The 16,101-nt window shown below is 47.3% G+C and carries 10 protein-coding genes and 4 pseudogenes; 3 read left to right on the forward strand and 11 right to left on the reverse strand.

Annotated features, from left to right (window positions below; translation table 11 throughout):
- The first annotated feature begins 4 nt into the window (after positions 1–4).
- Positions 5–1,531 (forward strand): response regulator, encoded by a 1,527-nt coding sequence (locus NST07_RS33700; protein WP_342482001.1) that lies wholly within the window; start codon positions 5–7, stop codon positions 1,529–1,531.
- 176 nt (positions 1,532–1,707) lie between these two features.
- Positions 1,708–4,332 carry a family 16 glycosylhydrolase gene (locus tag NST07_RS33705; protein ID WP_342480868.1) on the forward strand — a complete coding sequence of 875 codons (2,625 nt, stop codon included), beginning with the start codon at positions 1,708–1,710 and terminating at the stop codon, positions 4,330–4,332.
- Between the two features lie 257 nt (positions 4,333–4,589).
- On the opposite strand, the gene NST07_RS33710 is transcribed toward NST07_RS33705, so the two are convergent.
- The 10 genes and pseudogenes from NST07_RS33710 to NST07_RS33755 all read right to left on the reverse strand — a co-directional run bounded on the left by NST07_RS33710 (position 4,590) and on the right by NST07_RS33755 (position 14,434).
- Positions 4,590–6,572 (reverse strand): fructose-specific PTS transporter subunit EIIC, encoded by a 1,983-nt coding sequence (locus NST07_RS33710; RefSeq protein WP_341097383.1) that lies wholly within the window; start codon positions 6,570–6,572, stop codon positions 4,590–4,592.
- A 305-nt stretch (positions 6,573–6,877) separates the two neighbouring features.
- A complete protein-coding gene (locus tag NST07_RS33715; RefSeq protein WP_341380270.1) occupies positions 6,878–8,812 on the reverse strand; it encodes a BglG family transcription antiterminator in 1,935 nt (644 codons plus the stop codon).
- Positions 8,813–8,926: 114 nt separating this feature from the next.
- The gene (locus NST07_RS33720; protein ID WP_341380443.1) at positions 8,927–9,172 is read right to left on the reverse strand and encodes a hypothetical protein; all 246 of its coding nucleotides are present in this window, start codon (positions 9,170–9,172) and stop codon (positions 8,927–8,929) included.
- Positions 9,173–9,287: 115 nt separating this feature from the next.
- Positions 9,288–10,070 carry a methyltransferase domain-containing protein gene (locus NST07_RS33725; RefSeq protein ID WP_342480869.1) on the reverse strand — a complete coding sequence of 261 codons (783 nt, stop codon included), beginning with the start codon at positions 10,068–10,070 and terminating at the stop codon, positions 9,288–9,290.
- Between the two features lie 296 nt (positions 10,071–10,366).
- Positions 10,367–10,561 (reverse strand): annotated as a pseudogene (locus tag NST07_RS33730) (glycosyl transferase family 1); the annotation flags it as partial.
- A gap of 258 nt (positions 10,562–10,819) precedes the next feature.
- Positions 10,820–11,075: pseudogene (locus tag NST07_RS33735) on the reverse strand (histidine kinase dimerization/phospho-acceptor domain-containing protein); the annotation flags it as partial.
- Between the two features lie 69 nt (positions 11,076–11,144).
- Positions 11,145–11,360 (reverse strand): annotated as a pseudogene (locus NST07_RS33740) (response regulator); the annotation flags it as partial.
- Between the two features lie 209 nt (positions 11,361–11,569).
- Positions 11,570–12,847, reverse strand: a complete 1,278-nt coding sequence (locus tag NST07_RS33745) for a hypothetical protein (protein ID WP_341097386.1) — start codon at positions 12,845–12,847, stop codon at positions 11,570–11,572.
- 161 nt (positions 12,848–13,008) lie between these two features.
- Entirely contained in the window at positions 13,009–14,016 is a 1,008-nt protein-coding gene (locus tag NST07_RS33750) for a phosphotransferase (RefSeq protein WP_341097387.1), read from the reverse strand.
- Between the two features lie 142 nt (positions 14,017–14,158).
- A complete protein-coding gene (locus tag NST07_RS33755; protein ID WP_342480870.1) occupies positions 14,159–14,434 on the reverse strand; it encodes a hypothetical protein in 276 nt (91 codons plus the stop codon).
- 81 nt (positions 14,435–14,515) lie between these two features.
- Between NST07_RS33755 and NST07_RS33760 the strand changes: the two are divergent.
- Positions 14,516–14,849, forward strand: a pseudogene (locus NST07_RS33760) (helix-turn-helix transcriptional regulator).
- A 399-nt stretch (positions 14,850–15,248) separates the two neighbouring features.
- On the opposite strand, the gene NST07_RS33765 reads toward NST07_RS33760, so the two are convergent.
- Positions 15,249–16,046 carry a class I SAM-dependent methyltransferase gene (locus NST07_RS33765; RefSeq protein WP_342480871.1) on the reverse strand — a complete coding sequence of 266 codons (798 nt, stop codon included), beginning with the start codon at positions 16,044–16,046 and terminating at the stop codon, positions 15,249–15,251.
- Between the last annotated feature and the right edge of the window lie 55 nt (positions 16,047–16,101).

A 16,101-nucleotide genomic window follows, 5' to 3' on the forward strand; every position in this document is an offset into this window, starting at 1 on the left:
CAATATGCTGATTGTGGACGATCAGAAGCATATCCGCGACGGCCTGCAGGCTATGGTGCGCCAATTCCCGCTCCAGCCGGACAGCATTTACTGCGCAGGGAATGGCATTGAAGCGCTGCAGCTGCTTCGCCAGAACAGCATCCAGCTCGTCATTACCGATATCCGCATGCCCGATATGGACGGACTGACGCTGATGGCGCACGCACGGGAAGAGCACATCACAGCTGATTACCTGATCATTAGCGGATACGGCGATTTCGCTTACGCCCAGAAGGCGATCGAACTGGGGGCGAAGGGCTATTTGCTCAAGCCGGTGAACCGCGAGGATCTGCAAGCCTCGGTTGAGCATGTGTGGCAGGAAATCCGGACCCGGCAGACGCTTTCGCACAACATGGAGCAGCTATCCCGGCTCGCCCGGGAGACGGACCGCAAGGAACTCAGCCTATACATGCAGGGCTCGGCAAGCGATGAAGTGTGGGTGGGCGAGACGGAGCAGCAAAATGCGGAGCTATGGCGCAGCTACCGGCTCTGCCTGCTGCGCGAGGAGCGGCGGATTAACCAGCCGTGTGTAAGCAGCGCCCACAGCATGGAATCCATCGCCTACCGCGTGTATGGCAGTGAGGGCTGCATCTGCCTTCAGCACCGGCCGCACCTGATATTAGCCGTTGATGCCTCTGTTCCTACCGACAAGCTGCCCGCCGCTCTCAAGACCGCACAGATTGGCGCTACAGCCGTCATGACCGGGCCGCAGCAAGGGTTAAAGACGCTTCCCTGCGCCTACACCGAGGTCCAGGAGTTATACCGGCACAGCTATTTATTCCCCGAGCTGCGCTGCATGCTGCCGGAGAACATCGCGGGGCTTATGCAGCAGTGGCAGCTTCCCCATGAAGAGCTGTACGCTTTGTTCCGTTTCATTGGAGCTAACAACGACGGCAAAATCGCCGAGGGCATTTCGATGCTTTTTCACAAAGATGTGCTGCAGCGTTATCACATTCAATATACCGACCGGTTATGCCGGGCTGTGGTGCAGATGCTGGAGGAGTACGAGTGGGTGATACGCCCTTACATGGGGGAGGATGCGCTCGATATTGAATCGCTGCGTAACCTGTATGACTATCCTGGTATCCGTGATTATATTCAGGCGCTGCAGCATCAGATGCTGCGTCTCAACCATTTCTATTACGAGTTTAAGTGCAGCTACCGTAACTCACAGGACCTGAACGAAGCGATCCGCTTCATCCACGAAAATTACCACAAGCCGCTTGATCTCGCCATGGTTTCCAACCATGTATCGCTGAACTACGCTTATTTCTCCAACCTGTTCAAAAAGAATGTCGGTAAAGGATTTGCCGAATACTTGCGTGATGTGCGGCTGGATAAAGCCCGGCGGCTGCTGGCCGAGACGGAATATAAAATCGTCGAGATCACGCCGCTGGTCGGGTATGAAAGCTACAAAAGCTTCACCCGGGCCTTCCGCGAAGTGATGGGCATGCAGCCCACGGAATACAGACAGATGATCCGGCGGAAATAAGTGTACCGATCCCCCTTTATGGGGGATTTTTGGGGTTCATCCTGTCTAAAACTAAAATAATGGGACTTCATATAAAATCCTGTACCTTTAACCGAATTATTCCATTGGTTAGAATATAGATGTATTAATCTGAAAGCGTTTTCTATTGTGCCAAACGATTCTAAAGGAGGGCAAGTATGAAACGAATGTACAAAGCTGAGGTTAGGTTTACACGCAAAGTATGGGGCCTGTTCCTCGCGCTGGTGATGTTGTCGGGCATCGGATTGTTACCAGCTTCCAGGGTTCAGGCGGCAGGCAGTACTGTAACGTCCATGGCTTATTTCTCAGCGGCAGACGGGCCGGTCATCTCCAAATCCGGAGTGGGGCAAGCCAGCTTTGGGTTTGTTATGCCGGTCTTTAATGGAGGTTCCGCCAGCTGGAACGACGTTTCCGGCGATGTAGGCGTTAAGGTGAAGAAAAGTGGCAATTGGGTAGACATCGACAGCGCAGGCGGTTATGTCTATAACCAGAACTGGGGACACTGGAGCGACGGCGGCGCGAATGGCTACTGGTTTACGCTAACTGCTACCACAGAAATTCAGCTATACTCCAAAGCCAATAGCGGAGTTACACTGGATTACACGCTTGTGTTCCAGAACGTTAACACCACTACCATCACGTCAATGACGCCGACGCAAGGACCGGCACTTACGGCGGGCTTCACCGGCAGCGCAGGTTTTACGTATCCCGTCTTCAACAACAATCCGGGCCTCATCTATGATGCGGTAGCTCACGATCTCAAGCTGTCCGTCAAGCCTGTTGGCAGCACCCAGTGGGTTAACATCGACAACAATGCGGCCAGCGGCTGGATCTATGACAGCAATTTCGGCCAGTTTACTGAAGGGGGCGGAGGTTACTGGTTTAAGGTAACAGAATCAATCAACGTCAAGCTGGAGTCGAAGACCTCTTCCGCCAGCCTCATCTACACCATTACCTTCAATCAGCCTGTCCGCAATTCGTTCGTCCTCTCCGCTTACGACGGCACCACCTACACAGCGGACAAGAGCGGCGCCATCGGCTTCCCGTTACCTAAGATTGACGGAGGCGCGCCGATTGGCAGCGAACTAGGCAACTTCGTGTATCAGATTAAAATAGGCGGGCAATGGGTCGATCTCAGCAGCTCCGGCCAGAGCAGATTCGTCTACTCGGGCAACGGATACAATAACATGTCCGCCGCCAACCAGTGGGGATACTGGGCAGACTACGTCTACGGCCTCTGGTTCCAGCCGATTCAGGAGAACATGGAAATCCGTATCGGCTACCCGTTAAACGGGCAGTCCGGCGGAAACGTCGGCAGCAACTATGTGTATTACAACTTCATCGGCAACCCCAATGCACCGCGTCCCGATGAAACCGACCATGGAGACATTGTGATCGGGACGCCAAGTGATCCAGCCATCGCCGGCATGAACCTCATCTGGCAGGATGAATTCAGCGGCACCGAACTCGATACAAGCAAATGGAATTATGAAACAGGCTATTACATCAGCGATGATCCCAACAGCTGGGGCTGGGGCAATGCAGAGATGCAGCACTACACGAACAGCACACAGAACGTATTCGTGACTGGCGGACAGCTGAACATCCGGGCCTTGAACGATCACCGTTCGTTCCCACAGGACCCGAACCGGTACGCAGAGTATTCCTCCGGCAAAATCAACACCAAGAATCATATGTCCCTTGAGTACGGCCGGGTGGACATCCGCGCCAAGCTGCCTACCGGCGACGGTATCTGGCCGGCGCTCTGGATGCTGCCGGAGAATTCCGTGTACGGAGCCTGGGCTGCATCCGGCGAAATCGACATCATGGAAGCCAAAGGGCGGCTGCCCGGCACCACCAGCGGGGCTATCCACTTCGGCGGCCAATGGCCGGTGAACCGCTATATCGCCGGTGAGTATCACTTCCCGCAAGGGCAAACGTTCGCGAACGATTACCACGTCTATTCTATGGTGTGGGAAGATGACAACATCAAATGGTATGTAGACGGCAAATTCTTCTTCAAAGTAAGCCGTCAGCAATGGTATTCTGTCGCCGCGCCGAACAATCCCGACGCACCGTTCGATCAGCCGTTCTACCTCATCATGAACCTGGCAGTCGGCGGCCATTTCGACGGGGGCCGCATACCGGACCCATCCAGTATCCCGGCTACAATGCAGCTAGACTATGTGCGGGTATACAAAGAAGGCACGGGCGGCGAAAATCCCGGCAACGTTCCAGTTAGCGGCGTCACCGTCACACCGTCCTCTTCCCAAGTAGAGGTAGGCAAGAGCGTCCAGTTAACTGCGGGCGTAGCGCCTTCGAATGCTACCAACAAAGTAGTCAACTGGTCGGTCTCTAGTCCCGGCATCGCCTCCGTCAACGCAACCGGCAGCGTAGCCGGCCTCGCGCCGGGCGTTGTCACCGTAACAGCCACAACCGCTGACGGCAGCAAAACGGCTGCCAGCACTATCACTGTCGTCACGCCGTCACCCGGCACCGTCGTCATCGGTGACAGCGTGCGCGGCCTGAAGAAGACCGCCAACAACCTGCAATTCTACGTTAACGGCGCGACCTTCGCCGACCTGCATTACAAGATCAATGGCGGCGGCCAGATCAACGTCGCCATGACCTCTACAGGGAACGGCAACTTCACCTACCCGCTCCTCAACCTGCAGCAAGGAGATACAGTGGAATACTCCTTCACCTACAACCCAGGTCAGGGAGCGCTCGACACGCCTTGGCAGACGTATGTGCATGGATTGACACAGGGAGTTCCGGAGTAGGGATTATGGCGGGATGAGTGATTAAGCGGAATGCAAATAACCAAGCAATGCCCCTGGGGCAATGCTTGGTTGTTTTTTTACTTGTAGACCTAATCGGTTAGCTAATCCTCTTGCAAATTCCTTTTGTGCGTCCAAGTTTAATTCACTATACACTCTAGCCGTGCGTTCCTGTGCTTTTTCCATGACTGAATGTTCACTGTTGCTGGAAAAGTCAAAGGCAAATTGATCGTCATTTCTTTACTACTCAGTGCAATGAATCAACGCACCTGATCTAGCAATTGATAGGCTTCTGCCTTCGTTTTTACCGCCAACAGTTTTTCCCTGAAGTCATCATCCATCAGCTTTCGGGACAGCATTTGTAAGACTTTCAGATGAGCGTTTCCTTTACTGTTGCGTGGCACTGCAATCATAAAGATCAGTTTGGCTTCACTTCCGTCCAGGCTCTTCCAGTCTACTCCGTTCTGCTTGATGCCAAAGACAACACTTGGCTTCAGTACAGCGTCCGATTTGCCGTGCGGAATGGCAATATTCATACCTATGCCTGTCGAGCTTTCTTCTTCCCGAGCCCATATAGCCTCTTTAAAATCACGGGTTGAACTTACCGCTCCGACGCTATCCAATGTTCCAATCATTTCGTCGATAATCGCATCCTGAGTATCCCCGTCCAGATCTAAATCAATTAAATCGGGCGTAAGGATATCGGTTAATTTCTCAATGTGGAAGACTGGCACTTCTTCAATAATCTGATCCTTTATCTGTACAGATGCTGACACAGCTGTAGCAGTTCTCCCACCAGTCACAACTGAATGTTCAAGATCCGCTTCTCCCGCGATATCCAGAGTCCCTGTTACAACATCCTTTTTCAACATACTGATCATAAGAGCTGTTACTATTGAGCCGACAATAATAGCAATAAAAAACATCAAAACATTGTCAACAGCACCAAGAACAGCTACAATAGGTCCACCATGGGCAACTCTATCACCAACATGGCCAACCATCGCAATCACCGAACCTACCATCGAACCTACCACGACACTTGGAATGACACGTAGTGGATCTTGTGCAGCAAACGGAATCGCACCTTCTGTGATACCAAATAAGCCCATTGTAAATGATGCTTTACCTGCTTCTTGTTCCGAAGGTTCGAATTTACGCTTGCGAATCATCGTTGCAAGTCCCGTACCAATAGGCGGGATACAAATAGCAGCAGCAATTGGACCCATTATTTCATAGTTTCCTTCACCGATCATGGCCGATCCGAATAGGAAGGCAACCTTGTTCACTGGACCGCCCATATCGAAGGAGATCATCGCACCTAGGATGAGAGCTAACAGAATCGAACTTGTACCTTGCATACCTACGAGCCATACCGTCAGGGATTCAAACACCTGTGCGATTGGAGAACCTATAACGAACACAAAAATCAGCCCTACAATCAAAGAGGTCAATACGGGTATAATAATGATTGGCATAATAGGCTTCAACGCCTTAGGGACCTTAATCTTCTTAATTCCGAGCGCTATATACCCTGCAAGGAAACCGGCGATAATCCCGCCAATAAATCCGGCTCCTGCTTCACTACCATAGAAACTTCCGTTAGCAGCGATGAACCCACCGACCATACCTGGAGCAAGACCAGGCCTGTCCGCAATACTCATTGCTATAAATCCGGCCAATATTGGTACCATGAAAGTAAATGATGCCGATCCAATATCCTGTATCGTCTTCCAGAATGAATCATCTGGAATTAATAGCCCCCCTGGGGTTTTCACTCCGCCTAGGGACACCGCTATAGCAATCAGCAATCCGCCGACCACGATAAACGGCACCATATAAGACACACCGTTCATCATATGGCGGTAAAATGAATTCTGTTTCGACTTCTTCTCTTTCTTGATATCATCAGCCGACCGTAATTGTGCCCGATGGACCGCCACATCACCGCTCATTATCTGTCTAATCAGATCCTCCGGATGGCGAATCCCTTCCTGTACCCCAACGACGAGTAGCTTTTTGCCGACGAAACGATCTTTGATCACCGTTTTATCCGCCGCGATAATGATGCCGTCTGCTTCACGGATATCCTTTTCGGTCAGCTCATTCTCCACTCCAATGGAACCCTGAGTTTCAACCTTCATCTCTATTCCCAGTTTATCAGCAGCCTTCTGAAGGTTCTCAGCCGCCATATAGGTATGTGCAATTCCATTTGGACATGAGGTAATCGCTAATATTTTCATGATCATTCTCCTTTACAATAGTTATTCCCGTTACATTCATAGTATAAACGGCAAATAAACTATTATCGGACTGAAGTTTTACCGTTATTTCCGGCAAAACCTAGTTTAATGTTCCATAAAATAAAGAGCTATTCATGGCTCATGATCCTTATTTCATCCGTTTTAGCATCGCACTAATTCCACGTACACTCATGCTGACGTCAAATTCCCGTTTAATCTATTCCGCCACCAGTGTAGATTGCTGTATTCAACCGTTCAATCTCTTCGTTGCACATTTTTATCGCCGTCTCGGATTCATTTATTATTTACCCTTTCAGTTTACTTAGAAATTTCATCACATCGGTCTCTTTGGACAACGCGCTGACAAAAGCCGGACGTTCACTGACCAAGGACAACTCTTTAAACAGCTGCCTCGCATCTTCCCGTTCGTCACTTTTTAATGCAAGCATAAATACGAGTTCGACCTTTTCAGTTCCCCAGAGGATTGGCTGCTTTAAAGTGGCGATGGCTATAACCGACTGTCTGATCCATTGCGGATTCCCGTGCGGAATCGCAATCCCTCCCCCTATTGTCGTAAAGGACATACTTTCTCTCATCAGAGCGCTCTCCGAATAACCTGTCTCTGCATATCCCTTATCCATCAATATTTGCCCCAACCTAGCTATAATCTGGGCCGGACGCTGAACATCCTGTTGGAGAAAAACTAGAAATGGTGAAGTGTACTTTAGAAAAACAGATTCTTGTCTGCTGTCAGGCTCATCAAGTTGCTTAATCTCTAGTTCAAGCTTTCGCACATCTCTCGCCTCCAGTAGGGGGGAGACAAGAATGCAAGGAACTTCCAACCCCGACAGCGCAATAGTAGAAATGACAAGATCAACTTGATGGGAAAGCAGATAATCTTGAACTTCCGCTTTGCCCATAGAGGCTTCCACCAGCACAGACGGAAATTTTCGTTCAATTTTCGTTCGCAGCAATTGGGACATGCCAATGCCCATGTGACATACAACAATTACCTTTTTGGGATTACTCTGACCTTGATGAAACCTTTCGACGGAAGCTTGGAAATGCAACGCCAAATAAGCCGCTTCTTCCTCTGGAATGGATAGATGAAGTGATTTTCTCACCTCTTCCAGCACCATAATGACCCGATCGAACATATAGGGATACATTTTCTTGATCTCCACCAACATCGGGTTGGAAACGGATAACCCGTAATCGAAACGATTCAAAGTAGTATATAAATGGACTTTCAATCCATTCATCAGAATCAGATCTTGAGAGAACTCAATCATGTTAAGCTCCGACATTCGGCGCGTTAACTGCTCGATCAAATCAGGTAAGAGCGGATGTCTGTCCGCCAAATCTTCTTCGCCCTCTTGACGATAGCGAAATTTTCCACCAAGCAAATGTAAGGCTAAATAAGCGGCTTCTTCGCGAGGGAAAGACATGGCAAACAGCTGTTTCAAGCGCAACAGAAAATCTGTAGCCCAGGTAAATTCCACTTTCTTCTGCAAAAATGAAATTTCATTATCCGATAAAGAAATCGGCTGCTTAAGTTTCATTCGTTTGACAATCAGTAGGACATGCAACATCAAACTTTCAAAAGCTTCATCCGTGTAATACAGCGAATGCCGCTTTTGCAGCTCTCTAAATTCATAGTATACGCCAGTAATCTCATGCGGCTCGAACTGTTTTTTTATCATCTGCCCCGTCAACTCTGAGCTGTCTATTAACTGATCCAAGCGAGCTAACGCCCTCCGTTTGTTCTTCTCGGAGCCTTCAATAACAAGACCAACTCGCTGCTTGGAAAGTAACCGTAGATTAAACCGATGCAGCCACCCCTCAATTTTGGCCACATCTTTACGAATAACCGCTTTGTTTACAAAATACCGCGAGACCAGGTCCTGAATTGTAACGGGCTTGGTGTCCATCAACAGTTGATAGGCTAGATGCAGTACTCTCTCCTCGTCAGATTCCTGTCGAACCGGGCTTTCTTCCTCATAAAGGCGGTGGAATAGCTCAGCTTGATCAGTTTCGTCAATGTCTAGATAAATGCCCCGGCCAGGTCGTCTCACTAGGCTCGCATTGGCGTACTTTTCTATATATTCTCCAATTATTTTCAGATCGCTCCGTATGGTTTTCTCTGAGCAATTGATCTCATCAGCAAGATTCTGTACTAACAACAATTGGTTCGATTGAGTTAATAAAATGCTAAGAATTTTCTTTTGTCTTTTATTCATTAAATTCCTCTATTCCTTCATGGTTTTGAAGACAGCACCAAGAACAGGGACACATTGTCATAATATATAATTGCCCTTCATTCACTGGAATACACAGCATAACTATACAGCTTACTACAAAATAATTTGCTCTGCGGCTTCGATACTGGCAAACAATACCTGCACTTTCTCTTGCAGCTTGGCCTTGTGTTTAGTCACGGCTTTGCCCCAAACAAAGGTGTAGCGATTGGCATTAGCCTCAATCTTGGTACCATCCACGAAATAATGCTCCAGGGAGACATATTCTTCGTCCGCCAGAAATTGAAGCACGGCGGTGAATACCGTTTCAAGGATACCTTGTTCGCGGGGCGTCCTCACCAAGTTCCTATGTGGATCCTACTCCAAAACCAAGGGGCGTCCCAAGCAGCCATTACATGGTTTTTGGGACGCCCCCTTACGCTGTCCCTTTGAGGAAATTCAAGGCACATTGCTTCGCTTATGTAGCCCTCCCGATCATCAAGGCATGATAGTTGACGACCTTTAGGCCTCTTGAGGTGGCATGGCGAAGGAATATTTCCTCCACATCTTTCAGGCATTCCTGCCAGACAACTTCCTTCAATGTTTCCTTCTGGCCAAAACATTTCTTGATCAATACATCCTCAGGTCTCGACAGATATTCAACCTCTTCAAATATCTGTAATTCAACCTTCTGTAGATTGCTTTCGGTCAGTTGGCGTTCAAATTTCGCTTTAATCTCCCCCAGGTAGTTGTCCGGAAGTGGAGAATACAACCCGGGAAAGTGACTTCGAAGTCCCCCGTCTGTTCCGCAATGATACAAACCCAGCGCCATACCGCCGGGTTTAATGACCCGATGCCCCTCCTCATTTCCCTTGTGGAATAGCCACGGTCCCTTTTTTGTGTAGACGACGTCAAAAGAGTCCACAGGAAATGGTAATGGTTCCTCAGCATCCATTACAAGAAATGTAAGGGATTTGGCTGCGCCCTCTTTTGCTGATGCAATGTATCCCTCGACGGCATCAATCCCCACGACTTCTTTTGCTCTGCAAGCAAACGTCCTCGTGAATTCACCGTGACCGCAGCCAACATCCAATACTCGTGAGTTCTCATGGAGACAGGCTGCAATTTTGTCTGCAAAGATAACCTCGGCCCGCGGTTCATCGAACACCGACTTCCACGGATACTTGTATTCTCCGGTTTCCAACGCTAAATTTGCGTACCACGCTGTAGTCTGCGGCGGAATCCAATCGGGATGTTTCATTGGGTCAAATAATAGTTTCGGCACACTAACATCACCCTTTCTATAAATTACAAAATATTCGCGACCTAGCACCAAGCTCCCTCTGCAGGACGTTGCGGCCCCAAACTACTTGTTTGCGGTGTTATCCTTGATGTACCCGAAAAATGTCATTTTGCCGTTTTCGTTCTCAGCAATACTGTATGATGGATCTGGTCTGAATATCTGCGGGCAAATCTCCCTTCGCCTACCGGATAGATCTCAATATGAAGATTGCCAGAGTATCTCATAAAGTATAATTTCCCATCAATAAGTTCTACTGAGATAAAGGCTTTTATAAATTTTTGATCGTCAAATGTTCGTACCGAAGCCCCCGTCTTCTCCATACGTTCCCGAAAAGCTTCTATACAAAAGTACACTACCTCTTCTCCACGCAGAATAAGCTCTTGCACAACTCCAATCGTTGGATTGATATGTCCCTCTGATCGGCCATTAATAAATAAAACAAGCGCCACATACACCACTTCTTAGGTATATTGCTCTCTAACTCCTTCTAATATAAGGCATATTGACCGGTGCAGCTTTCATTCGAGGTATGGTATATTCATTTGGCACTATCTCCAAAGCACTGCAAAATTCGCATGCTCCGACTATACAAAAACGCTACTGACAACGGAATAGTAGCGTTTTAGCATTTATTTTATGGTTTTTTAAATAATGTTCCACCCGTGTATTCTGAACGTGACTTTTCTACTCTATTCGCTTACAAGGGTTTCTTTGTTTTGAACATAGGTATATTCAAACAAATCTTTATTAAATGATGTACGCGTTCAACCTTTGCATACACAATCTGTATATAACCTCGAAGCCCCACTTCGTCCCTATATTCATCTTCATTTATAAGATTCAAGTATCCGATGATAGAGGTTAGAGGGATCTAAGGTCATGGGCAACATTCGTCACCAAATCATTTTTAATCTGTTCTGATCTTCGCTCTTCCGCAATGGCCTTCTTGGCTTGAATTACGACATTAAGCTCAAAACCAACAATTTTATCCATGTCTTCTGCTTTTGCACTTAACATCAAGACTGGAATTTAATGCTCTCTTCGAATTTCTCTACAAACATCCAGTCCATTCATCTTGGGCATCATAATATCTAATATCACGAGGTCAATAGAGTGACGCTCCATGAATTGAAGTGCTTCAAGTCCATCCTGCACTGTATAAATTTGATAGCTTTCATTGCGCAAATACACCCCGATTAACTCGGCAATCTCTTTATCATCGTCTACAATAAGTATCTCGGTAGTCATATATTCCCGCCTCAAAAACCATATCCAACGTCACCCTATCATAATCTTATCTTATTCAATAAATTATTCCCATTGCTTCTCTTTAATAGTCCATTTAATTACTACATACCCCAAAACCGCTCCGCAGTGAATCCTCTCTTCGGCAAAACGCTGCACATAAAGAAAAGCCCAAGCATCTTCTCTGCTTGAGCCGATTCCCAACAAACAAATTACTTAAGTACAATCAATTCTGACACGCAGGTATCAGCAAACTTTTTCCCGGGATAGGTCGATAATATGGTTAATTTAATCTTGCTGACTTCTTGTCCGATCTGACCGATCTGTTGCGAAAGAAGATATATGCTATTCTGGTCTGCAGCTTTCTTGGAATCGAAAGGCAAGTCAGCAAGATCAACATCTTCCGTTATCCATTCTGAATTGCGCATAAGGTACGATAAACGAATGGTTTTGATTCTTGCATTGTTCTCATAGCTCTCCTTGCTTTTCATATAACCGTTGATAATCCGCACACCGTCAACATATGTACCTGGTTTCAACTCTAAAGTAATGGTCTCCCCGATTCCAGTTCCTTTGGCGCCCTCAACCCATGCTGTATTCAGCTTCCCATCAAACATATTCGTAATTTTGTACTCTTTCCCTAACTCAGTAGAAGCAATTGCGCTCTTGAACTGACTTATCGGTATTTTTGAGGCTGTAATATGTTTGGATAATAAATACGCCTCGTACTCATACTTAAACTCAAGCTGGCCAAGTTTCTTCAATTCAGTATTTTCCAGTTGGAGTTTAAGTAATCCTTTTTCTGTTTCTTTTCCGTATGGAAGTGAGAGACGGATGGGAGAGCCGCCTTTCCTAATAATGTCGCGGTAATCAAATGTGATGTTTAGTTTGCCGGCTCTCCCATTCCCCCAGTATCCTGCTGGTGCTACATCGTAGCTAAAATGTCTATCCCCGAAAATTACTAAAGGCTGGCCGGAAATCATCCAGTCGTAAAATCCAGCGTTTACCGAATATCGCACCGTAAGCTTTTTGGTCTCCCCCTTTGCAAAATTAATCTCAGTTATGTATTCGCGGGTAACTTTTTGGACGATATATTCATCTTCTATTACTTGATTTACAGTTTTGGTTGTATGTTCATTTTTTATTGGGAGTAACTTATTGCCATCTGTAATCCGAAAGTTATCTGCTTTGAAGTCACAATTCGGTTCGCAACCATGTTCATTAACGTAGAAATGAATAGGAAAAATATACGCCGTTTTATCAGCTCCGCCTTTATTAAACAAAGTATACGCTGCAGTGATTTCTACCGTATCACCCTTGATAATAAAAGATAAATTTTCTTCTTTAAGGATAATGTTTTTCTTTTGGGTGAACTTCATTCCCCCTCCTTGAACATCTGGTGATATATCCCCAGGGCCTCCATTGGCTGTCGTCTGGATAGGTATTGCAACAAGAGCAGATACTCCTGCAATAAGAAAGACACATAACATTTTGGTAAATTTACGAATAACTGAACACCTCTTTACTGGAATAGGTCTAACTCAATGAAGTCAGGGTGAAAGAGCCACGGCAACCTGTTGCTCAGTCCCCTTTCTTCGGAATTCGCTTGATTCAACTACCGTATCCGGGCACTAGGTTAGCGTACATCCAGCTAAATGTCCCCAAGAAGAGCGTCAAGTTGCTCCCACCGCTCCGCAGTGTGGATCATTTCTTCGGCAAAACGGACAGGTACCGCGCTGGACGATTCGAACGACGGCTGGATCCACCAAAGAGATTCGATACACCAGACGTACTTGATTGCCCTCAAAATCGAGCCTGGCGGTAGTTGCCGCACACTACGGTAGCCTTCAGTGAAAGCGACCACTGCATCCTTGCGGAATCCGCGCCCGCTGAGCGTGCCGGAAAGGACAGCCCGCCCGAGGTCCAGCGCTGGAAACGAGTAGCGTGCCCGGTCGAAGTCAACGATGGCTGCCAGAGCGTCTCCTTCGAAAAGCAGGTTGTCTGCCCACAGATCGAGGTGGGCCCAGCCGGCAGTCAGAGGCTTAAAGTCATCATCTCCAAGTGAATCAACAATCGCCTTCTGTAATTGCAGTGCATTCCGGACACGCTCAGACGAGTCACGGGCCGCATCCCAGCTTACCTCCCAGGTTCGCTCCACCTCCTCGCGAGACAACCGCCAAACCGGTTCCTCCGGCGGCACTGCTGCTCCGAACCCCAATGCCGCCGCGGAATCCCAGACGGTATGCATATCCGCGGCAGCCCGTCCGAGTGCATGCATTCTATGCTCACCGATCATGCCAGCAGGCACCATAGCGCCCGGACAGCATGTCATGACGGTCATGTACCTTCCGCACGGCAGAATGTGCATGCAGCGCCCTTCCAGCATCAGCGGCTCAGGGCACGGTCCACCCGACTGATAAAAAAGAAGTTGCAGTTGCAGCGCATTTTCAATCTTGCCGCGAAACTCCGGATCACCCATCTTAAACCGCTCAGGGTGATAGCTTTTGGCGAACAGCCACCCCTTGTTCGTCTCGACGATCCACTTCTCGTTCAATAGCCCACGCCTAACACGCCCGGCAGACAGCAGCTCAGCCGAAAAATGCTTTTTCAGCCAGTCCGCGATTTCGTTGACTATTTGGTCCTCAGTCGTCAAGAGCATTTAAAACCAACCTTTCCAAATGCCTCTGCCCCCGAACAGCGAAACTGCGCAGAGAGCGTAGTTGAGTTATAAACTATAATGAAACAATGTTAAAAAGAGGCAGTTCTCCCCTTTCCGGGGGATACACCTCTAAATGGTCAGGTCACAGCCATGTTTCGGCCTTGTTATATGCTTCATAATTAAGAATATTATGGGGCCTCAGAATAGTCAAACTAAATAAGAGCGTTAAATTCACTTTTGCTAAGAACCGAAATTCACGAGCGATCTCTAGTCCTTTTTTCCCCAAATCCTCCAACCAGCCAAGTTCTGCGTATCTGTAAATACTATCTTTGGCCTGCTCATAATCCCCTAGCTGTTGATATGCAATTCCCCGCATCTGCTGACTAAACCCAAAATAATAAACAAGCAGATGCTGCATCTTAATTAGGGGTCTAGTCAGTCCCATCGCCTTGCAATACTGCCTCTCTTCATAAATACGCTGAACATAGTTATGCAGGATATCCGCCGTATAGAAAACGTCGGCAATCGCATACGTGAGCTTAGAAAAGCAAAAGGATGGACTCAAGAACAATTGGCAGAAGCAGCATCGCTTCACTACAGTTACATAGGCGGTGTCGAACGCGGAGATCGAAACATTTCTTTGGAGACGCTGGAAAAAAATCATTGCAGCGTTTCAAGTTCCCGCCATTGAAGTTTTTCGTTTCGATGATGAGACCGAGCACCGAAAGGCGCTCGATGAGCATATGGCTTTGATTAGCAATAAGAGTGCAGAAGAAATAGCAGCAATCACCCGGGTTGTGCGGGAAGTGATTGCTGCAATGGGGATAGACTAGGATGAGAAGGAAGATCTTTTTAGGAGAATAAAATGAAGAATATCTCAATAGGAGGAAGTCCCCTTTGTATATTCTCTAAGAAAGTTTGTTTTCTTTTGAAAAGCTTCAAAAATCGAATCCAAAGAACGACTGCCACTCTTTTTCAGTTTACCAGCCTATAACGCAGACTGGAGTTTGACCTTCGTTTCCGTTACCATGTGGGTTGCGGTTGAATTGCCCTGCCCCTTCCCTTTCTACGTTAAGACGAGTCTTTTCCGAGCTGACTCACAAAGGACCTTGCCCTCTGCGCTGTCTGTATCAGCAAGTTTTAGGTCTATCCTTTGCGGGATTTGATCTCGCTTTGTTCTACTATCGTAGCCGTTAGTTTAGCAAAAGGATACGTCATACGTACATGTCAAACTATAACTTTCTTGCCCAGATAATAGCACGATTTGTATCTTCAACAATCGGCTTCGGTATCGATTCAGCCGTATAATTTTGATAGGTACGCTCTATAGTAAATCCAGCATCGGACAGCCAACCGTAAACTTGCGTTTGTGTAGGAATATGCTTATGCCACCGCTTGGGTACAATAAATTGCTCACCGCTATTTGTGGTAAGCTCCCAGTGACCAATTCCGGTACAAATCTGGGTTATAGGATCATACACGCTGCCATAGCTAACAGTGCGACCAGTCGTGCCCAATTCGTCTGTTCCTTCGAAATAGCTACTCTCATTCAACCTGCTGAATGAGGCTGCTGGATTATAATATAAGTCAAAATCCATATAAAGATGTCCACCAGTACGAAGCGACGCCGCAGCATTTTTAATAAAGGTCTTCTGTGCCTCTTTGTAATCCATTTTGCTTTCAATGTTAATCAAGATATTGCCTGCCATAACTACTACATCAAAACCGAGACCCCAATCAGAAATCGCCGCTTCAGCCTGATAACAGTGTATATTAGGCAAACCCACCATCCGGCGATAACAGCGTAGGAGCATATGTTCATCTGCATCAAAGCCTGTAACAGTATGATTCGCCTTTGCAAGTGATACACATATCCTACCACCACCACAGGCAACTTCAAGAATACTTTGTGACTGGTTGCCTGTTTGCTCTGCAAGTACTTTTAATAGAAAATCGATGTCATGTGTTTGGTTTTCAAACTTTTCATACACACTGGCATACCAATGTTTTGCGATAAAATCTCTGTTCACAGATTTACCTCCAATTTTTTAGGAGGGTTAAAGTATAGTCACCCTCCAAGAAATT

This window comes from Paenibacillus sp. FSL L8-0340, assembly GCF_038593145.1.
Lineage (GTDB): Bacteria > Bacillota > Bacilli > Paenibacillales > Paenibacillaceae > Paenibacillus_AQ.

Coding starts and splice junctions, on each gene's coding strand:
- NST07_RS33700 (WP_342482001.1), top strand. CDS start 5: ATGCTGATTGTGGACGATCAGAAGCATATCCGCGACGGCCTGCAGGCT.
- NST07_RS33745 (WP_341097386.1), bottom strand. CDS start 12,847: ATGTTATGTGTCTTTCTTATTGCAGGAGTATCTGCTCTTGTTGCAATA.
- NST07_RS33705 (WP_342480868.1), top strand. CDS start 1,708: ATGAAACGAATGTACAAAGCTGAGGTTAGGTTTACACGCAAAGTATGG.
- NST07_RS33725 (WP_342480869.1), bottom strand. CDS start 10,070: ATGAAACATCCCGATTGGATTCCGCCGCAGACTACAGCGTGGTACGCA.
- NST07_RS33715 (WP_341380270.1), bottom strand. CDS start 8,812: ATGAATAAAAGACAAAAGAAAATTCTTAGCATTTTATTAACTCAATCG.
- NST07_RS33710 (WP_341097383.1), bottom strand. CDS start 6,572: ATGAAAATATTAGCGATTACCTCATGTCCAAATGGAATTGCACATACC.
- NST07_RS33755 (WP_342480870.1), bottom strand. CDS start 14,434: ATGCAGCATCTGCTTGTTTATTATTTTGGGTTTAGTCAGCAGATGCGG.
- NST07_RS33750 (WP_341097387.1), bottom strand. CDS start 14,016: ATGCTCTTGACGACTGAGGACCAAATAGTCAACGAAATCGCGGACTGG.